The 18818-nt window shown below is 71.8% G+C and carries 22 protein-coding genes and 1 tRNA gene; 12 read left to right on the top strand and 11 right to left on the bottom strand.

Annotated features, from left to right (window positions below; all coding sequences use genetic code 11):
• Window positions 1-2: 2 nt before the first annotated feature.
• Window positions 3-428 (bottom strand): OsmC family protein, encoded by a 426-nt coding sequence (locus ASC58_RS09400; RefSeq protein ID WP_056914542.1) that lies wholly within the window; start codon window positions 426-428, stop codon window positions 3-5.
• Window positions 429-463: 35 nt separating this feature from the next.
• Window positions 464-1231, bottom strand: a complete 768-nt coding sequence (locus tag ASC58_RS09395) for an SDR family NAD(P)-dependent oxidoreductase (protein ID WP_056919079.1) — start codon at window positions 1229-1231, stop codon at window positions 464-466.
• A 157-nt stretch (window positions 1232-1388) separates the two neighbouring features.
• Between ASC58_RS09395 and ASC58_RS09390 the strand changes: the two genes are divergently transcribed.
• Window positions 1389-1613: a hypothetical protein gene (locus ASC58_RS09390; RefSeq protein ID WP_056919078.1), complete on the top strand. Its 225-nt coding sequence runs from the start codon at window positions 1389-1391 to the stop codon at window positions 1611-1613.
• A gap of 12 nt (window positions 1614-1625) precedes the next feature.
• Here the strand turns inward: ASC58_RS09390 and ASC58_RS09385 are convergent, their stop codons facing one another.
• The 8 genes from ASC58_RS09385 to ASC58_RS09350 form a co-directional block, all read right to left on the bottom strand.
• Window positions 1626-2468 carry a hypothetical protein gene (locus ASC58_RS09385; protein WP_200947767.1) on the bottom strand — a complete coding sequence of 281 codons (843 nt, stop codon included), beginning with the start codon at window positions 2466-2468 and terminating at the stop codon, window positions 1626-1628.
• Window positions 2465-3211 carry a hypothetical protein gene (locus ASC58_RS09380; protein WP_157581213.1) on the bottom strand — a complete coding sequence of 249 codons (747 nt, stop codon included), beginning with the start codon at window positions 3209-3211 and terminating at the stop codon, window positions 2465-2467. Before ASC58_RS09380 ends, ASC58_RS09385 begins: the two co-directional genes overlap by 4 nt.
• A gap of 16 nt (window positions 3212-3227) precedes the next feature.
• Window positions 3228-4151, bottom strand: coding sequence for a peptidoglycan-binding protein (locus tag ASC58_RS09375; RefSeq protein WP_056914537.1), 924 nt, complete (start codon window positions 4149-4151; stop codon window positions 3228-3230).
• Complete coding sequence (locus tag ASC58_RS09370) at window positions 4148-5176, bottom strand: hypothetical protein (RefSeq protein ID WP_056914536.1); 1029 nt, start codon at window positions 5174-5176, stop codon at window positions 4148-4150. The genes ASC58_RS09375 and ASC58_RS09370 overlap by 4 nt, the downstream gene beginning before the upstream one ends.
• The gene (locus ASC58_RS09365) at window positions 5173-6192 is read right to left on the bottom strand and encodes a serine protease (protein WP_056914535.1); all 1020 of its coding nucleotides are present in this window, start codon (window positions 6190-6192) and stop codon (window positions 5173-5175) included. The genes ASC58_RS09370 and ASC58_RS09365 overlap by 4 nt, the downstream gene beginning before the upstream one ends.
• Window positions 6193-6361: 169 nt before the next feature.
• Entirely contained in the window at window positions 6362-7009 is a 648-nt protein-coding gene (locus ASC58_RS09360) for an FMN reductase (RefSeq protein WP_056914534.1), read from the bottom strand.
• Window positions 7006-8097: an LLM class flavin-dependent oxidoreductase gene (locus ASC58_RS09355; RefSeq protein WP_056914533.1), complete on the bottom strand. Its 1092-nt coding sequence runs from the start codon at window positions 8095-8097 to the stop codon at window positions 7006-7008. The genes ASC58_RS09360 and ASC58_RS09355 overlap by 4 nt, the downstream gene beginning before the upstream one ends.
• Window positions 8098-8191: 94 nt before the next feature.
• Window positions 8192-9382 carry a CapA family protein gene (locus ASC58_RS09350; protein ID WP_082553113.1) on the bottom strand — a complete coding sequence of 397 codons (1191 nt, stop codon included), beginning with the start codon at window positions 9380-9382 and terminating at the stop codon, window positions 8192-8194.
• Between the two features lie 35 nt (window positions 9383-9417).
• Between ASC58_RS09350 and ASC58_RS09340 the strand changes: the two genes are divergently transcribed.
• The 11 genes from ASC58_RS09340 to ASC58_RS09295 all read left to right on the top strand — a co-directional run bounded on the left by ASC58_RS09340 (window position 9418) and on the right by ASC58_RS09295 (window position 16896).
• A complete protein-coding gene (locus ASC58_RS09340) occupies window positions 9418-10464 on the top strand; it encodes a chorismate-binding protein (protein ID WP_056919075.1) in 1047 nt (348 codons plus the stop codon).
• Window positions 10461-11303, top strand: a complete 843-nt coding sequence (locus tag ASC58_RS09335) for an aminotransferase class IV (RefSeq protein ID WP_200947766.1) — start codon at window positions 10461-10463, stop codon at window positions 11301-11303. The genes ASC58_RS09340 and ASC58_RS09335 overlap by 4 nt, the downstream gene beginning before the upstream one ends.
• Window positions 11300-11797 (top strand): TIGR02611 family protein, encoded by a 498-nt coding sequence (locus ASC58_RS09330; protein WP_157581210.1) that lies wholly within the window; start codon window positions 11300-11302, stop codon window positions 11795-11797. Before ASC58_RS09335 ends, ASC58_RS09330 begins: the two co-directional genes overlap by 4 nt.
• Before the next feature lie 85 nt (window positions 11798-11882).
• Window positions 11883-11959 (top strand) — tRNA-Val (locus ASC58_RS09325).
• Between the two features lie 137 nt (window positions 11960-12096).
• Window positions 12097-12267 carry a hypothetical protein gene (locus tag ASC58_RS20960; RefSeq protein ID WP_157581207.1) on the top strand — a complete coding sequence of 57 codons (171 nt, stop codon included), beginning with the start codon at window positions 12097-12099 and terminating at the stop codon, window positions 12265-12267.
• Window positions 12268-12345: 78 nt separating this feature from the next.
• Window positions 12346-13098: a dienelactone hydrolase family protein gene (locus tag ASC58_RS09320; protein ID WP_056919074.1), complete on the top strand. Its 753-nt coding sequence runs from the start codon at window positions 12346-12348 to the stop codon at window positions 13096-13098.
• A gap of 1 nt (window position 13099) precedes the next feature.
• Complete coding sequence (locus tag ASC58_RS09315) at window positions 13100-13360, top strand: DUF6295 family protein (protein WP_056914528.1); 261 nt, start codon at window positions 13100-13102, stop codon at window positions 13358-13360.
• Entirely contained in the window at window positions 13360-13713 is a 354-nt protein-coding gene (locus ASC58_RS09310) for an MOSC N-terminal beta barrel domain-containing protein (protein ID WP_056914527.1), read from the top strand. Before ASC58_RS09315 ends, ASC58_RS09310 begins: the two co-directional genes overlap by 1 nt.
• A 41-nt stretch (window positions 13714-13754) precedes the next feature.
• Window positions 13755-15164: an FAD-binding oxidoreductase gene (locus ASC58_RS09305; RefSeq protein WP_235529161.1), complete on the top strand. Its 1410-nt coding sequence runs from the start codon at window positions 13755-13757 to the stop codon at window positions 15162-15164.
• Window positions 15161-16474, top strand: coding sequence for a class I SAM-dependent methyltransferase (locus ASC58_RS09300; RefSeq protein WP_056914525.1), 1314 nt, complete (start codon window positions 15161-15163; stop codon window positions 16472-16474). Before ASC58_RS09305 ends, ASC58_RS09300 begins: the two co-directional genes overlap by 4 nt.
• Complete coding sequence (locus ASC58_RS09295; protein ID WP_235529160.1) at window positions 16459-16896, top strand: VOC family protein; 438 nt, start codon at window positions 16459-16461, stop codon at window positions 16894-16896. The genes ASC58_RS09300 and ASC58_RS09295 overlap by 16 nt, the downstream gene beginning before the upstream one ends.
• Here ASC58_RS09295 and ASC58_RS09290 read toward each other — a convergent pair.
• Window positions 16893-18809, bottom strand: a complete 1917-nt coding sequence (locus ASC58_RS09290) for an acyl-CoA dehydrogenase (protein WP_082553111.1) — start codon at window positions 18807-18809, stop codon at window positions 16893-16895. The genes ASC58_RS09295 and ASC58_RS09290 overlap by 4 nt on opposite strands.
• Window positions 18810-18818 lie beyond the last annotated feature (9 nt).

Genomic DNA, 18818 nt, shown 5'->3' with positions numbered 1-18818 from the left:
GCTCACTCGCTGAAGCTGGACTCCAGCGTGATGGGCACCGACAGCGCCTGGCTCACCGGGCAGCCCGCCTTGGCGGCCTGGGCGGCCTCGTCGAACTGCTCGGCCGTCAGTCCGGGGACGACACCCGTGACCGTGAGCGCGACCCCGGTGATGCCGGTGCCCGGTTGGAACGTCACTGCCGCGGTGGTGTCGATCGACGTGGCCGGCGTGCCCGCCTGGGCCAGCCCGTGCGAGAGCGCCATCGAGAAGCAGGTCGAGTGCGCTGCTGCGATGAGCTCCTCCGGACTGGTCCTGCCGTTCGCCTCCTCCGCGCGCGAGGGCCAGGTCACGTCGTACGTCCCGAGGCCGGACGAGTCGAGGGTGACGCTCCCGGCACCCTCCATGAGGGAGCCCTCCCAGTGGGCCGAGGCGTTGCGGGTGGTGGCCATGACTTCTCCTGACGGTGTGGGTGGATGGGGGTGGGTCAGAACGTGGTGTACCCGCCGTCGGCCACGAGGACCGACCCCGTGACGAACGACGACGCGTCGCTGGCGAGGAAGACCACGGCGGGCGCGAGCTCCTCGACGGTGCCGTAGCGCCGCATCGGTGCGTCCTCGATCCAGTGCTGGCGGAACTTCGGGTCGTCGACCGGCGACATGTCGGTCTTGATGTAGCCGGGGGCGAGGGCGTTGACCCGGACTCCGTGCGGCGCCCACTCGGCGGCGAGGCTGCGGGTCAGGTGGTGGACCGCGGCCTTCGAGGCGTTGTACGCGGGCTGCCACTGTGGTCGGTTGACGATGAAGCCCGACATCGAGCCGATGTTGACGATCGACCCGGACCCCTCGGCGACGAAGTGACGACCGAACGTCTGCGAGCAGGTCCACACGGCGTCGACGTTGACCGCCATGACGGCCCGCCAGTCCTCCGGCGTGACGTCCAGGGCGGGCGCGTGGACGCAGGCACCGGCGTTGTTGACGAGGATGTCGACCCGCCCGAAGGCTGCGAGCGTCGCGTCGAGCACGCGTTGGACGTCGTCGGGCACGGTGACGTCGGCCTCGACGAACTCGGTGCGGATGTCCTTGGCGCGCAACGTCGCGAGCACACCCTCCGCTGCGGACACGTCACGTCCGACGAGGACCACGCTGGCGCCGGCGTCCCCGAGCGCCTCGGCGAACCCGGCACCGAGCCCGCGCGTCCCTCCGGTCACGACGGCGACGCGGCCCGCGAGGGAGAAACGCTCAAGTGCACTCATGCGAGCCAATCTATGGGGCAGCGCGTATCAGGGCGAGGGGTGTGGACCTCCTGTCTCGTGACGGCGACGACGACGAGCGTGGGAGCGGACGATGACGATCCTCGGCAAGCTCTGAAACCCGCGCGACACCGGGGGCCACGCGCCATACCCTCACGGCATGGCAGGACCACCGGAGGGGTTCGCGTTCGAGCGACGCGGCGAAGAGGTCGTGGTGACGCACCACGGCCGCCTCGCCTCCGTGCTGCGCGGACGTCGCGCGGCGGAGTTCCTCGAGGACGCGCAGCGCGGTGACCCGCAGGAGCTCATGGCGCGGGTGACCGGGAACTACCGGCGCGGCAACGAGCGCCGGGCCCGGCAGCACCCCCGCAACCGCGACCGCTGAGCCGGGGGGCGTTCAGGGGGCGACGAACTGGACCCGCGTGCTGTCGTTCCACCGCACGACGATCGTCGCGCTGCCTGGCCGGTGCGGGCAGGGGGAGACCTGCTCGGAGCAGGGGACGAGGAACATCCGGTCGCCGTTCTGGACCAGCAGGCGCAGCCCTCGGTACCGGTAGCGGAAGGTCTGTCCCTCCTCGACCGGCAAGGCCGTCTCGGTGATGTCGGGGCTGCGCAGGTACAACCGTTCGCGGGTGTCGACGACGACCCGCGGGAGGTCCTCGAGGTGCCCCGCCTGCTCCTGCGCCAGTCCCGTCCCCGACCACTGGGCCACGGTGGCGTTGGCCCAGAAAACGGCTGCCGCCACGGTGATCCAGAGGGCGACCCGCAGCCGGATCGAGCTCCCACGCAACCCCAGGGTGTATGCCGTGACGGTGCCTCCCAGCGCCATGAGGACTGGCGTGACCAAGGGGTAGTACGGCCACCGGCCGACCATCGCGTAGGCGAACAGCAGCACGAGCCCGGCGGCGAGGAGCCCCATTCCGACGGCGAGGGCGAGCGAGGCGCGTCGCGTCAGTCGCGGCGCGAGCCAGCGGTTCGCGGCGATGGCACCGGCCACCAGCAGGACCAGGACGAGCAGCGGCACGAGCAGCGGACCCGGGCTGCGCATGACGAAGCTCTGGGTCGAGAGCCCGATCGTGTCGACGTCCAGCCCGAAGTAGAGGTACTGCGCCCGGGTCGAGACGTAGCCGAAGTAGAACAGCAGGGTGCTCAGTGCGGTGGCGGGCGCCACGATGTTGCCGGCCACGCTGTAGACGCGGTCCCACGAGACCCCGCGGGCCGGCTCGTCGGCGGCCATCATCCGCCGTCGGTCGTGGCGTCCGTGCCCGTGTCGGTGCCCGAGTCGCTGCTCGTGTCGGTGCTGGCATCGCCGGACCCGGGCGGCAGCTGCGGCACGTTGAGCGACACCGAGAGCTGCTGCTCGTTCGCGAGCGCGCCGACGAAGTGCCGACACGTCGCCGAGGTCGGGTCGGGGCAGAAGACGAGGCCGGCGAAGCCGAGCGAGGGGTTCGCGTCCTGGGCGACGTCGCCGGTGGCCCGGACGGGGAGGTCGCACTGCAGGGCCGATGTCCGGAAGACGTAGTGCAGGCAGCTCGGGCGTTCCGAGCCGCACCCCTGGTCGACCGCCTCGAACGACGCGGGGTCGAACAGCACCCGGGTGATCTCGATGCCGGTCCCCCGCGGGATCTGCCCGTCGGGACTGGCGATCCACGTGACGTGGGCGCACTGGAGCCGGGGGTCGTCACCGTCGTCCTGCGCATCGCCGCCGATGGGGAGCCTGGCCACCGCGATCGCCGGGGCGTCGTCCGAGGTCGAGCTGTCGGAGCTGTCCGGGGTCGTGGGCTCGGGTTCGGGGGAGTCGAAGGTCTCGCTGTCCCCGGACGCCTGCGAGGAGCCGTTGCCGGGGTCGCCGGCTGCGGTCGCACCACCCGAGCCACCGCTCGCCGCGCACCCACCCAGCAGGAGCACCCCGACGGCCAGCACCGCCGCCGCGTGCGACCGGGCAGGTCGTGACGTGCGGTGCGAAGCGCGGTGCGTCCTCATCACGGGTCGTCCGTCCCTAGGTCACCGGGGTGGTCCAGAGCGCGGACCACGTCCTCGGCCCGACCTCACCGTCCACCTCGAGCCCCTTGTCCTGCTGGAACCCGCGGACGACGCGGTCGGTCACGGGCCCGAACTCGCCGTCGGCGTCGAGCTCCCACCCGCGCTGGACGAGGCGGCGCTGGAGGGCCAGCACCCCCGGGCCGGTGGACCCCTTCCTCATCAGTCCCGGGAACGGCGGGGGCGTCCCCACCGGGGCTCGGGCGGTCCCGCGGGAGGCCGTCGCGGCGTCACCACGGCCCTGCGTGGCAGCCGCCTTGGTGAGTGGCACCGCTCCCGAGTACGCGGGGTAGCCGTAGCCCACGATGAAGCGGGTCGAGCGGTCGTGGACCCAGACGCCGTCGCTCTTGCCGGGGATGGCGGCGTTGCCCTCGATCGTGCGGACGCGTCCGTTCGCGAGGGGTTCGACGACGAGCCCGATGTGGTCGATGGCGTCGATCCGGCGACCGCCGTCCCAGTCGAAGAACACCGCGGCGCCCGGACGGGGTTCGTGGCCGAACCGCCCTTGGCCGTCCCACCACCGCGCGCACGCCACGGTGGAGGCGAACTTGCCCAGCAGGTCGTAGTCGCCGGCCACCCCGAACCCCACGCGGGACACGAAGATGTTGCACCAGGCGACACCGTTCCAGCCGTACTGCGCCCCGAACGGCTGCCGGTTGCTGCCGACCGGGTCCTCGATGGTCCCGCGGTGGCGCAGGGCCTCGGCGAGGACCGCACCGGCCAGGCCCGCGGCCTCGTGCTCGCCGGGTGAGGGGAGCTCGACCGCGTCCTGGTCGGGGACCTCGCCGTCGCCCTCCTTGGGGCCGTTGTCGGTCTGCACGGGCTCGTCCTCGGGCTCACCGAGGCTGTTGGTGTGGACGTCCGTCCCCTCGGTCGAGGTCATGGAACCTCCTGCGCCGCACCGACCGCGTCGAGGACGGCTGCCGCGACATCGGGGTCCGAGAGGTAGTCCTGGATGGAGTGCGGGTCCGAGGGGTTCTGCGCCCGTTCGTCCCGCATCGCGTCACTGCCCGGTGCGAACAAGGGGGTCAGCGGGTGCACCAGCGCCACGACGTCGTGCTCGTCGTAGGCGTTGAGCCACCTGAGCGTTCCACCGACCGGTTCGATCCCCCCCGGTATGCCGCGGTCCGCGTCCCCTTCGGCGCCGCCCCAGAGGTTCCGCTTCACGACCGCGTACCCGTCGGGGGAGCCGGCCGTGACCAGCAGCCGCACGCGAGGTCCGGGGGTGTAGCGCTGCAGGGCGTCGTAGGCCACACAGCTGCCGAGGCTGTGGCCGACGACGACGAGGTCGGTGTGGCCGTCGGCAGAGGCCTGCGCGATGGCGGCGGACACGACCTCCTGGACGGCGTCCCGCATGGCGTCGTCCTCGAGGTAGTAGGCCACGTCGGACAGGAACCTCGTGATGATCGCCTGCGGCGCACCGGTCTTGTCGCTGATGAAGCGCAACGCCTCCCGCACGACCTTGGGGCGCAGCAGGTCGCCCCACGACGCCTCCTCGCCGCTGGCCCGGGCCTTCTCCACGTCCCGGGCAGCACCGGCCAGCTCGGGGTCGGTCTGTTCCAGCCGGCGGGAGGCGACGAAGCCGATCTCGGCGGCGCCGTCGAGCAGGAGGTCTTCCCCGGTGGCCTTCGCCTGGGCGGCGACGTCGAGCCCCTCGAGCTGTGGCGCCGTTCCACCGGCCTTCTCGTGGGCGGCGATCCGGTCCGCGAGGACGTTGCCGTAGTAGGGGAAGTAGACGGCGCCGGCGTCGGGCTGGGCCCGTCCGGCGAGGGTCGCCCCCTTGGCGAGCCCGGCCAGCCACTCGCGCTTCTTGCGGGCGACGTAGTCGGCGACCGCGGCGTCACTGCGGTCGCTCCCCGCAGGCATCTGCTGGCTGCGACCGTGGATGAGGAGCAGGGCGGTGCTCATATGTTTCCTCCCAGTCCGAGCATCTGGCCGACGAGGTCCTTAGCCTCGGTGCCGTTGCTCTCGTCGAGGGTCCGCGCACGGAGGTCGGCGACCAGTGCGGAGACCCGGATTCCCTTGTTGGCGACCCAGACCCGTTTGGACTCCGGCGTCTCGTCGGTGGCGAGGTTGCCCTCGGCGTCGACGTACTGGTTCTGCGCGTTGCGTTTCTGCTCGCTGGCGTGGTGGAGGGCCACGAGCTCCCACGTGTCGCTGAGGACGGGTGACCCGGACGAGCCCGGCTCGGTGTCGGCGCCATAGAGGACGAAGGTGTCGTCGACGACCTCGAGCAGCAGGTTGTTGCGGACGCAGATCTCCCGTGTGCGACCCGACGGATGCTGGATCACGTTGACGTTCTGGCCCACCACGATCTTGCCCACGCCGCCGTGCAGCGGGATCGAACCGAACTGCTGACCCGGGGGCTGGCCGTCCAGCGGCGCCACAGCGACGACCGTGTAGTCGAGGGCATCGCGGGGGCTCGTCACGAAGCAGCGCTCGGGCTGCAGGGCGACCTTGCGCGGGGTGATGTTGCCGTCGGCGTCCTCGACGTAGCGGAACCACGCCACCGACCCGGAGGCCGTCTCGGGTGAGTCGATGACGTGGTTGTTGGTCATCAGCAGCCAGGGCGACACGAGGAACCCCGTGCCGAGCTCGCTGGTGGTGTTGATCTTCGCCACGGCATCGGCCTTGGTCGCGCCGGTGCTCAGCCACGCCCCGGCGAGGAAGTCGGCGTTCTGGAAGATGCGCTCGAGGGCCGCATCGACGTCGGGCGCCGCGGCGTCCTTGGCGACCGGCTCCCCGCGGCGCCGGGCGAACGCCTTCTTGCGGGCGAGCGGCTCGCTGCGCCAGGCCTGTCCGGGCTGCGCCGCGACCGCGCTGATGCGTGCCAGCGTCTCGGGCCCGAGCCGGAGCTCGGGCTCCCCACGTGGTCCGTGCCGGTCGCCTTCGTTCGGCTCCGGCAACGCACTGACGACTGCCATCTCTGCCCACCTCCGTGTGGTGATCCTGTCCACGGCACGAGTCGGAGGAATTCGCTGCGGATGACTCAGGGTGCGCCCGGTGGCAGCACGGCGGCATCAGCAATCTGACGTAGCGGATACCGGCGTTTCCGTGCTGCTACCGGGGCACAAGCGACATCCCGGCGTGGGTTCAGCGGGCCAGCAGCTCCTCGAAGGGCACCGGGTCGGCGAGCTCGGTGCCGCTGCGGGCCGGTGCCGCCGCAGCGGCACGCCCCGACACGAGGTCGGCGAGCTCGGCCGCGGCGACCTCGACACGGGTGGACAGCCCCTGGCCCGGGTCGCCACCGCCCCAGTCCTCGGACGCCGCGAACACACCCGTCGGGACCGTCACGGCCTTGAGGTAGGCGAACATCGGACGCATCGCGTGCTCGAGGACCAGGGAGTGGCGGGCAGTGCCTGCGGTGGCCGCCATCAGCACCGGGGTGCCCCGCAGGGAACCCTCGTCGAGGACGTCGAAGAAGGTCTTGAACAGGCCGCTGTAGGACGCCTGGAACACCGGCGTCACCGCGATCACGGCGTCGGCCGAGGCGACGGCGTCGACGGCCTCACGCAGCGCACCGCTGGGGAAGCCGGTGAGGAGCGCGTTCGCCAGGTCGTGGGCGTGCTCACGGAGGTCGACCACGTCGACGGTCGCCTCCTGCCCGCGCTCGAGCAGCGCGTCGCGGGTGGCGGCGGCGAGCCGCTCGCCGAGCAGGCGGGTCGACGACGGCTGTCCGAGGCCCGCCTGGACCACCACGACCCGGCGTGGGCGCGACTGGGACGACAGGGGACTCGTCATCGGGAGACCTCCAGGGATCGGGCCGCGGCGAGGCGGCTGGCGTGGGTCGGGGCGTCCGGCACGTGGGCCGGCTTGCGGGCGGCGGCGATCCTGCGCAGCTCGGGGACGACCTGCGTGCCGAGGATCTCGACCTGCTCCATCACGGTCGAGTGCGGCAGCCCCGCGTGGTCGATGAGGAAGAGCTGGCGCTGGTAGTCGCCGACGGAGTCGGCCATCGCGGCATACCGCTCGATGACCTGCTGGGGCGAACCCACCGTGAGGGGCGTCTCCCGGCTGAACTCCTCCAGCGACGGGCCGTGGCCGTAGACGGGGGCGTTGTCGAAGTACGGGCGGAACTCCCGCACCGCGTCCTGGCTGTTGGCCCGCATGAAGACCTGCCCACCGAGGCCGACGATGGCCTGGTCGGCCGAGCCGTGGCCGTAGTGCTCGAAGCGGCGACGGTAGAGCGCGACCATCTGACGGGTGTGGCTCATCGGCCAGAAGATGTTGTTGTGGAAGAAGCCGTCGCCGTAGTAGGCCGCCTGCTCGGCGATCTCGGGGCTGCGGATCGAGCCGTGCCAGACGAACGGCGCGATGCCGTCGAGCGGGCGCGGGGTGGCGGTGAAGGACTGCAACGGGGTGCGGTACTTGCCCTCCCAGGTGACGACGTCCTCGGTCCAGAGCCGGCGCAGCAGCGCGTAGTTCTCCACGGCGAGGGCGATGCCGTCGCGGATGTCCTTGCCGAACCACGGGTACACCGGGCCGGTGTTGCCGCGGCCCATCATGAGGTCGACACGACCGTCGGCGAGGTGCTGCAGCGTCGCGTAGTCCTCGGCGATCTTCACGGGGTCGTTCGTCGTGATGAGGGTCGTCGAGGTGGACAGCAGCAGCCGCGAGGTCTGGGCGGCGATGAATCCCAGCGTCGTGGTGGGGGAGGACGGCACGAACGGGGGGTTGTGGTGCTCACCGGTCGCGAAGACGTCCAGCCCGACCTGCTCGACGTGCTTGGCGAGCTCGACGGTGTCCTTGACGCGCTGGTGCTCGCTGACGGTGGTGCCCGTGGTGGGGTCGGTGGTCAGGTCGCCGACGGTGAAGATCCCGAACTGCATCGGTCTCGCCTCTCGTGTAGGTAGTTGCGAATTCAACTACATCAACCCGCGAGGTGTCACATCCATTCCCCGCGCACGGGGTGCGCGGCGCACGTCAGCTCGGCCGGGACTCGAGCCCGGTGCACGCGTTCGCCTGCTCCCAGAGCCCGTGGAGCCGCTTGGTGTCCGCGGCCCCCGGACGACGGGGTATGCCGTCGATGCCGATGAGCATGGGCGTCCAGCTCGCGGTGCGCACCACGCTGTGGCCGTTCGACCCGGTGCCCTTCGCGGCCTTGACGTCCAGGGACAAGGTGAGCACGCCGGACCTGGAGTCCGGCTCCTTGCTGCGCCACCACACGAAGTTGCCGAGCCCGTACGCGACGTAGGAGCGCCCGAGCCACCCGGCGCCGTTGACCCGGTGGGAGTGGCCGCCGACGATGATGTCGGCTCCTGCCTCCTCGAGGACCTGCGCGGTCTCCGCGGACAGCGGGTCGGGGCACTTCTGGTAGTCCAGTCCCCAGTGCAGGAAGACCACGACCACGTCGTACTTCCTGGACGCTGCGGCAACGGCCCTGCGCAGCCGGGTCACCGGGGCGGCGCTGGCGATGCCGCCCTTGCCCGGTCCGGCCGAGTAGCGCGAGAGGGTCATCTCGAAGACCTCGGAGGCGCCGAAGACAGCGACCCGCAGGCCCTTGGCCGACAGGACCGCCGGGGCGAAGGCCTCGTCCTCGTCGGCGCCGATGCCCACGACCGGGATGGGGCTCGTCCGCTTCGCGGCGAGGGTGTCCTGCAGCCCGACCGGTCCGTAGTCCACGCCGTGGTTGTTGGCCATGCTCACGGCGTCGACCCCGGCGCCCTGCACGGTCCTCAGCGCCGAGGCGGGGGCCCGGAAATGGAACTCCTTGCCGATCTTCGTCCCTCGCGTCGTGATCGCCGTCTCCAGGTTGACCATGGCGAGGTCGGCGGCGCCGAGGGAGTCCTGCAGCTCGGCGAGGCCGTCGGGACGTGACGCCAGGGGGGCGAGGTAGTCCTCGAAGTGGACGTCCCCGGCGAACGCCATCGTCAGGGTGTTCGGGTCGCTCGGCCGGGCGGCCGTGGTGGAGCTGGGCGACGCCGTCGTCGACGACGTCCCGGGCGCGCGCGTCGTGGTCGTGGCGGACGTGCCGCTCGCACTCGGGGTCCCGCCGGGCCGGGTGCTCGGGCTGCCCGTCCGGCTGGTGGCGGTCCCGTCGGAGGCGCCCGCGGAGCAGGAGGCCGTGAGCGTGACCGCGAGGGCGGCAGCGGTGACCGCTGCGAGTGGGCGCATGAGCGCCGAGTGTAGGTCGCCCTAGGATCGCCATCGTGGAGGCGGCCGCATCGGGACACGGGCGGTTCGGGTCGCTCGTCGCGACCGGGCCCGTCGAGGTGCGTCGGGACCTGTCCGGGCTGGAGGCGCTCGACGGCCTGGGCTCGGGGTTCTGGGCCGTGGTCGCCGAGTTCGAGGGGTCGGTCACTGCCGTGCGGTTCGCCCACGTGACGCGTCAGCCGCCGAAGGCGCGCACCGTGCCGTGGGTGCCGCTGCGCGGGGAGTGGGGCACCAGCCTCGACGAGGCGGGCTACCTCGCAGGGGTGCGGGAGATCCGCGACCGCATCGCCGCCGGCACCGTCTACCAGGTCAACCTCTGCCGGGTGATGTCGCACGAGCTGGCCGAGGAGGCCGACCTCGACGGCCTGGCGCAGCTGCTCGCGCGGGGCAACCCCGCGCCATACGCCTCGCGCATCCACGTGCCGGACGCGGGACTCGACGTCGTGTGCGCGAGCCCGGAGGCGTTCCTGCTGCGCGACGGTGACCAGCTGGAGTCGCGGCCCATCAAGGGCACCGCGACCCACCTCGAGGCGATGCTGCCCAAGGACTACGCCGAGAACGTCATGATCGTCGACCTGGTGCGCAACGACCTGTCGCACGTCAGCCGCCCCGGCACCGTGCGGGTCGACCATCTTTGCGCACCGGAGGAGCACCCCGGCCTCGTGCACCTCGTGTCGACGGTCTCCGGCGAGCTGCGTCCCGGGGCGAGCTGGGAGGACGTCATGGCCGCCACCTTCCCACCCGGGTCGGTGTCCGGCGCACCGAAACACACTGCCCTGCAGGCCATCGCCGACCTCGAACCGGTCCCTCGCGGTCCGTACTGCGGGGCCGTCGGGTGGGTCGACGCCGATGCGGGCACGGCGGAACTCGCCGTCGGCATCCGGACGTTCTGGGCAGAGCGGGGCGCGGACGGCCGACGGTGGTTGCGGTTCGGTACCGGTGCAGGCATCACGTGGGGATCGGACCCCGCGGGTGAGTGGGAGGAGACCCGGGTCAAGGCCGCACGGCTGGTCGGGCTCGCATCTGGGAGGGTGGACGCATGAGCAGCGTGAGGGTCTGGGTCAACGGTCGGCTGACAGGGGTGGACGAGCCGTCCATCGCGGCGCTCGACCACGGGGTGACCGTCGGGGACGGGGCGTTCGAGACCGCGAAGGTCGACCACGGGCAGGTGTTCGCGGCAACCCGCCACGCCCGTCGGCTCGACCGCACGATGGCCGGGCTCGGCCTGCCGCCGGCCGACCACGACCGCCTCGCCGAAGGCATCGATGCGGTGCTGTCCGCGGGCGACCCGATCGAGTTCGGTCGGCTGCGCTACTCCGTCACCGGAGGAGCCGGCCCACTCGGGTCCGACCGGGACGACAGCCCACTCACGTACATCGTCACCGCCGGCGCCCAACCGCGACCGCCGGCGAGCGCCTCGGTCGCCGTCACCCCGTGGACGCGCAACGAGCGCTCCGCCGTCGCCGGCCTCAAGACGACTTCGTATGCCGAGAACGTCGTCGCCCTCGCGTACGCCAAGAAGTGTGGGGCGATCGAGGCGGTGTTCGCGAACACCCGTGGGGAGCTGTGCGAGTGCACCGGGTCCAACATCTTCGTCGTCGTCGACGGGGTGCTGCGCACGCCGCCGCTGGACTCCGGCTGCCTCGCCGGCATCACCCGCGAGGTCACCATCGAGTGGTGCCGTGAGGACGGGATGGAGGTCGTCGAGGAGGCCTTGCCGCTGGACGTCCTCGACAGCGCCGACGAGGTGTTCATCACGAGCAGCACCAAGGACGTCCTGGCGATCCACGCCGTCGACGACCGCACCCTCGAGGTGGGCCCGGTGACCCGGCGCGCGGCCGAGGTGTTCGCCCGGCTCTGTCAGGAGAGAATGGATCCGTGACCGACCAGACACGGGGCCGCACCCCCGAGGCCAGGCAGGACCAGCAGCAGTCGCCCTCCGACGAACGACGCCGGTCACGAGACCGGGAGAACGACCGGGAGAAGGACTGGGAGTGGCGGCGCAAGATCCGCTCGAACCCCCACAGCCACCGCATCTACAAGTGGGTCGTGGGGATCGTCGGCGCCCTCGTCACCATCGCCGGACTCATCGCCGTGCCCGCTCCGGGACCCGGCTGGCTGATCGTCTTCGTCGGCATCGGCATCCTGGCGTCGGAGTTCGAGTGGGCCCAGCGGCTGCTCGACTGGGGCAAGGCGCGCCTCGCCGACTGGAACGACTGGATCGGCCCCAAGCCGCTCTGGGTCAAGGGCCTCGTCGGGCTCCTGACCGCAGCGCTGGTGGCGCTCGTGTTCTACGGGCTGTTCCTCCTGTCGGGCGTGCCCGGGTTCCTGCCGGACGTCATCGAGGACTGGCTGAACTCCCTGCCCGGCCTCTGACCCGTCGGCGACGCCCCGACAGACCCCCGGATTTCGCCCATCGCACCCGCTCCCGCTATTCTTCGGCAGGCCCGCAAGGGCACCTGGACGTGTAGCTCAGTTGGTTAGAGCGTTCGCTTCACACGCGAGAGGCCATGGGTTCGAGTCCCTTCACGTCCACCAGGTCGGCACCAGCCGCCCACGCCGTCCGTCGAAGCCCTTCCCGTTCCGGGGAGGGCTTCGACGCGTTGCGGGTGGGTTCCGCGGCAGGTTCCGCATCCCCGCGGGGTCTCGTCGCGTCATACGGGAGGCGGGCGAACATGAGGGCGGACACCGGCAGCGGCACCACGACCCTCGACGAGGTCCAGGCCATGTGCCAGCTCCTCGGGGCGGTGGCCGTCAAGCAGGGGATCGACCTCGACCAGGTCTTCGAGGGCACGACCACGGGGACGAGCTGCCAGGCGGTGGCGCAGCAGGCCGCCCACCCCTGACGGCGGGTCCTCCGGTGGAGGCGGTCCGGACGAGGGGAGGGGCGCGGCGGCGAGCAACCGAGGAATAGCATCCGGAGGGTGAGCGACTCGATGCACACCACAACCATCCGGATCGCCGGCGCCGACGGCGACGAGATCGAGGCCTACCTCGCCCGGCCCGACGGCGACGCCCCCCGCGGCGGGGTCGTGGTGATCCACCACATGCCCGGCTACGACCGGGCCACCAAGGAGATCGTGCGCCGGTTCGCCGAGCTGGGGTACGACGCGATCTGCCCGAACCTCTACTGGCGCGAGGCTCCCGGCGCCGACCCGTCCGACGCGGCCGCGACCGCCCGGGCGAACGGCGGGGTCCCGGATGCGCGGCTCGTCGGCGACGTCGGTGGTGCCGCGGCACACCTGCGGTCACTCCCGAGCAGCAACGGGAAGGTCGGTGTCATCGGGTACTGCTCCGGCGGCCGCCAGAGCGTCCTGGCCGCCTGCCACCTCGACGTCGACGCGGCGGTGGACTGCTACGGGGCGTTCGTCACGGGCACGCCGCCGGAGGGGTTCCCGCTCAAGGTGACCAACCTCGTGGACCAGCTCCCCGGACTGCGCGCGCCGCTGCTCGGCCTCTTCGGAGCGGACGACAAGACCCCCAGCCCCGAGCACGTCGCCGAGCTCGACACGCGCCTGACCGAGCTGGGGAAGCCGCACGAGTTCCACTCCTACGAGGGCGCGCCGCACGCGTTCTTCGCGGTGGACCGACCGTCCTACCGGCCCGAGGCCGCCAACGACGGCTGGGAACGCATCGCCACGTTCTTCGCCACCCACCTCTCCACGCAAGGGGCCTGACGTGTGCACGTACGCCACCGTGACCGAGTCCGTCGACGGCAGCGCCAAGGGCCCGGGGGGCCAGTGGTTCCACGTCAGCGACGCGACCGTCTACTACGACCACCCCGTCCACGCCATGGCCGAGCACACCCTCAACATCGACCTGGCCGACCCTTCGAGAGGACCGGGGCAGCGGGTCGCGGTCGAGCTGACCCGTGCGTCGGCCACCCGGCTCCGCGATGCCATCGACACCGCCCTGGCGTCGGCACCCGAGGGGGTCTGATGGCGACGCCGACGGTCCAGAGCCTGCACACGTACCCCGTCAAGGGCGAGCCCGGCCTCACACTCGAGGCCGTCGTCGTCGACGACGCGGGTCTGGAGGGCGACCGCCGCAAGAAGGCACCCGTGCAGGTCATCGCCGCCGAGGACGTCCGCGACGATACCCGGGCCAACGTGGTCGTCACGCTGGCCTCGGCCGACCTCGCCGCGACCGTGGGCTCGGTGCTGCGCGTGGGGGAGGTCGTGCTCGACGTCACCGGCCCCGCCGGCGGCTGCCCCGGGGTGTATGCCGCGGTGAGCCGCCGCGGCACGGTGCGGGTGGGGGACCCCGTGACCACGGATCAAGAACCCGCGTGACGACTGTTGCACGCGCGGCATAAGGTCGAGCAGTGGTCAGCTTGACGACGACAACGGGGCAGGGGCGGTCGGCACCGCTTCCGATGGTGCCTGCGGCCGCGCACGAGGCCGCCGTCGCACGGCTGGCGGCGAGCTACCGCGCCATACCGGCCGATGCCACGGTGCGGCTCGCGAAGAAGACGTCCAACCTGTTCCGGGCCCGGGCCAGGACCGACGCCCCCGGCCTGGACGTCTCCGGGCTCGGTGGCGTGCTGTCGGTCGACCCGGTGGCCCGCACGGCCGACGTCCAGGGCATGTGCACGTACGCCGACCTCGTGGACGCCACGCTCGCGCACGGGCTGGCACCACTCGTCGTCCCGCAGCTGAAGACGATCACCCTCGGCGGAGCGGTCACGGGACTGGGCATCGAGTCGACGTCGTTCCGCAGCGGGCTGCCGCACGAGTCCGTGCTCGAGATGGACATCCTCACGGGCAGCGGCGAGATCGTGACCGCCCGCCCCGAGGGGGAGCACGCGGACCTGTTCCACGGCTTCCCCAACTCCTACGGGACGCTCGGCTACGCCACCCGGCTGCGCATCTCCCTGGAGGAGGTCGATGCGGCGGTGGCGCTGCGGCACCTGCGGTTCCACGACCTCGAGTCGCTCGTCACGGCGATGGGTGCCGTCGTCGACACCGGGGAGCACGAGGGGGAGCGGGTCGACTACCTCGACGGCGTGGTGTTCTCCGCCACCGAGGCCTACCTCACGCTGGGGCGGCGCTCACCCCTCACGGGGGCGCCCAGCGACTACACCGGCATGGACGTCTACTACCGGTCGATCCAGCACGACGGTGCTCGCCCGCGCACCGACCTGCTCACCACCCACGACTACCTGTGGCGCTGGGACACCGACTGGTTCTGGTGCAGCAGGGCGTTCGGGGTGCAGCGGCCGGGCATCCGTCGGCTGTGGCCGAAGCGGTTCCGCAACAGCGCGTCCTACTGGAAGCTCATCGCGCTCGACCACCGGTTCGACGTGGCCGACCGGCTCGAGGCCCGCAAGGGCCGGCCACCGCGCGAACGCGTCGTGCAGGACATCGAGGTGCCGCTCGGGCGCACGGCCGAGTTCGTCGAGTGGTTCCTGCGCGAGGTGCCGATCGAGCCGATCTGGCTCTGCCCCGTGCGCAGCTCCGGCAGCTGGCCCCTCTACCCCCTGCGGCCCGGGGAGACGTACGTCAACGTCGGCTTCTGGTCCAGCGTCCCCCGCGACCCCGACGACCCCGGCGCGACCAACCGCCTCATCGAGGCGAAGGTCACCGAGCTCGACGGCCACAAGTCCCTCTACTCCGACTCCTACTACGACGAGGGTGAGTTCTGGCAGCACTACGGCGGCGCGACGTACGCGGCGCTCAAGGCCAGGTACGACCCCCGTTCCCGACTGCTCGATCTCTACTCCAAGGCGGTGCGACGCACATGACGATCCTCAAGAGCAACCGACCCGACTCCGACGTCCTCCCGGCAAAGCTGTCGATGGCCCAGATCCTCGATGCCGTGACCTCGGGGGAGATGCCGTTACGGTTCACCGCCTACGACGGCTCCCGTACCGGCCCCGAGGACGCCGAGTTCGGCCTCGACCTGCGGACCCCGCGCGGTGCCAGCTACCTCGCTACGGCACCCGGGGACCTCGGTATGGCGCGCGCCTACGTCGCCGGGGACCTCGACCTCATCGGGGTCCACCCCGGTGACCCCTACCCGCTGCTCGCGGCGATGGGCGAGGTGCACTTCCAGATGCCGGCGCCGAAGACCGCTGCGGCGATCGCCCGCTCGCTCGGGGTGGAGCTGCTCAAGCCCCCGCCGCCGCCGCCCCAGGAGTCCCTGCCGAGGTGGCGTCGAGTCGCCGAGGGGCTGCGGCACACCCGGACCCGTGACGCCGAGGCGATCCACCACCACTACGACGTCTCGAACGCGTTCTACGAGCGTGTCCTCGGCCCGTCGATGACGTACACCTGCGCGGCGTACCCGCAGGACTCCTCGACGCTGGAGGAGGCGCAGGAGAACAAGTACCGCCTCGTCTTCGACAAGCTGCGGCTCAAGCCCGGTGACCGGTTGCTCGACATCGGCTGTGGCTGGGGCGGCATGGTCCGGTATGCCGCGCGGCGCGGGGTCCGCGTCATCGGCGCCACCCTGTCGGCCGAGCAGGCCCAGTGGGCCCAGGAGGCGATCGAGCGCGAGGGGCTGGCGCACCTGGCCGAGGTCCGCCACACCGACTACCGCGACGTCGCGGAGACGGGCTTCGACGCGATCTCCTCGATCGGCCTCACCGAGCACATCGGCGTGCGCAACTACCCGTCGTACTTCCGCTTCATCGAGGACCGGCTGCGCCCGGGTGGCCTGCTGCTCAACCACTGCATCACCCGTCCCGACAACAGGCGCACCTCCACCGGGGCGTTCATCGACCGCTACGTGTTCCCCGACGGTGAGCTGACCGGCTCCGGCACGATCATCGCCGCGATCCAGGACGTCGGCGGGCTCGAGGTGCGCCACGAGGAGAACCTGCGCGAGCACTACGCCCGCACCCTCGCGGGGTGGTGCGACAACCTGCGGGACAACTGGGACGCCTGCGTGGCGGAGGTGGGCGAGGCCACGGCCCGCGTCTGGGGCCTCTACATGGCGGGGTCGCGACTGGGGTTCGAGCGCAACGTCGTCCAGCTCCACCAGGTGCTGGCGGTCAAGCTCGGTGACAAGGGTGCGGCAGGTCTTCCGCTGCGACCGTGGTGGGACGGCTGATGGACCAGCGGATCTCGCTGGTCACCCTCGGCGTGGGCGACCTCGCCCGCGCCGAGGCGTTCTACACCGCGCTCGGCTGGCGCCGGGGCAACGACGAGGACGAGGTGGCGTTCTTCCAGTGCGGTGGCATCGTCCTCGCGCTCTGGGACCGGACCGCCCTGGCCGAGGACTCGGTGGTCACCGATGACGGCGGCTGGGGCGGGGTGACGCTGGCGCTCAACGTCGCCAGCCCTGCAGAGGTCGACTCCGTCCTCGAGGAGGCCCGCGCAGCCGGGGCCACCATCGGCCGCGGCGGCGCCGACACGGTGTGGGGCGGGTACTCCGGCATCTTCGTCGACCCCGAGGGCCACCCCTGGGAGGTCGCCCACAACCCGTTCTGGACCGTCACCGACGACGGCCGCACGCTGCTGCGCGCCCCCTAGTCCAGCGGAGCGAGCAGCTCGGTCCCCAGCCACTCCTTCGGGATGCCGAACGCGTCGACCAGCTCCTGGGCGTGCGGTCGCAGGGTCGCGCAGAGGTCGTTGACCGCGGCGGTGACCTGCTTGCTCCGGGCCGGGGTGATCCGGCCGTGCTCGAGGTACCAGCCCTTGTCGGCCTCGATCTGGCTCAGCGCGTAGAGGTCGCACACGGTGGAGAGCATCGCCGCCGCCGTGCGGTCCTCGCAGGCGTCGATGCCGGCGACGAAGGCCTCGAGGATGGTGCGGTCGACGTGGGCGCGGGCCGCCTCGACGACGTGGTCCTGGGCGAGGTTGAAGACCTCGAAGAGGTCGGCGCCCGGCTTGCCCGCCTTGCGCAGCCGCAGGGCGAGGGTCTCGAGCAGGTGCCGCTCGCGGTCCTCGAACAGCGCCAGCTGCCAACCGCGGTCGGTGGGCCCCTTCTCGCTGTCGCGTCCCGGCGCCGCGGCGACCAGGCGCTCGACCAACCCGCGGGCAGCCGTTCGCTCGATGACGGCCCCGGCGAACTGGCGGGCCCCGAAGCGCACCATCCCGAGGGTGTCGAGGTTGCCGAAGCTGTCGCGGTAGTCGGTCAGCAGGCCCTTGGCGACGAGCTGGAGCAGCACCGTGTTGTCGCCCTCGAAGGTCGTGAACACGTCGGTGTCGGCCTTGAGCGCGGGCAGCCGGTTGACGGCGAGGTACCCCGCGCCACCGCAGGCCTCCCGGCACATCTGGATGGTCGTGGTGGCGTGGGCCGTGGAGACCGCCTTGATGCCGGCGGCACGGGCCTCGAGCTCGCGCTGGCCGTGCTCGTCGACCTCGTCGGGAGCGCTCTGGACGTCGTGCATCAGCGAGACGAGCTCGTTCTGGGCGAGCTGGAGGGCGTAGGACTTCGCGAGGGCCGGGAGGAGCTTGCGCTGGTGGGCCCGGTAGTCGAGCAGGACGACCTCGTCCTCGGCACCGGGCGGGGTGAACTGGCGGCGGTGACCGGCATACGTCACGGCGAGGGTGAGCGCGGTCCGCGTGGCCGAGCCCGCGGCACCGGCGACGCTGACCCGGCCGCGGACGAGGGTGCCGAGCATGGTGAAGAAACGGCGGGTCGAGTTCTCGATGGGGGAGGTGTACCGCCCCTGGTCGTCGATGTCGCCGTACCGGTTGAGCAGGTTGGTGCGCGGCACCCGGACGTGGTCGAAGGACAGCCGGCCGTTGTCCACGCCCGCCAGGCCTGCCTTGGCCCCGCAGTCGCCGATGGTGACGCCGGGCAGGGGCGTGCCGTCCTCGTCGCGGATGGGCACGAGGACGCAGTGCACGCCGTGGCTCTCACCGTCGGTGATGAGCTGGGCGAAGACCGCGGCGAGCCTGCCGTCGCGGGCGGCGCCACCGATGTAGTCCTTGCGGCTGCGCAGGTCCGGCGTGTTGACGACGAGCTCGTCGGTCGCGGGGTCGTACGTCGCCGTGGTGCCGAGCGACTGCACGTCGGAGCCGTGCCCGGTCTCCGTCATCGCGAAGCAGCCCGGGAGCGTGGCGTCGATGATGCGAGGCAGGTATGCCGCGTGGTGCCCGGCGGTGCCGAGGTTGGCCACCGCGCCACCGAAGAGGCCCCAGTGCACGCCGGCCTTGACCATGACCGACAGGTCGGCGTGGCCGAGCATCTCGAACGCCGTCACCGACCCGCCGAGGTCGCCGTTGCCGCCGGCCTCCTTGGGGAAGCCGCGCGCGGGGTGACCGGTCGCGGCGATCTTCTGGACCTGGTCGGCGACCCGCGCGCGGTACTCCTCCATGGTCAGCTCCGCCTCGGGGGCGGCGAAGTCGCTGGGGGACAGGTCGGTGCGGGCCTCGTCCTTGATGTGGGCCCACCGCCCGTCGAGGGCGCGGCGCAGCTCGGTGGCAAGGTCGGTCATGGTGGCTCC

Origin of the sequence: Phycicoccus sp. Root101 (assembly GCF_001426245.1) — a bacterium.
Lineage (GTDB): Bacteria > Actinomycetota > Actinomycetes > Actinomycetales > Dermatophilaceae > Pedococcus.
The sequence above is the reverse complement of the archived record's forward strand: the minus strand, read 5'-3'. Positions and strand labels throughout refer to the sequence as shown.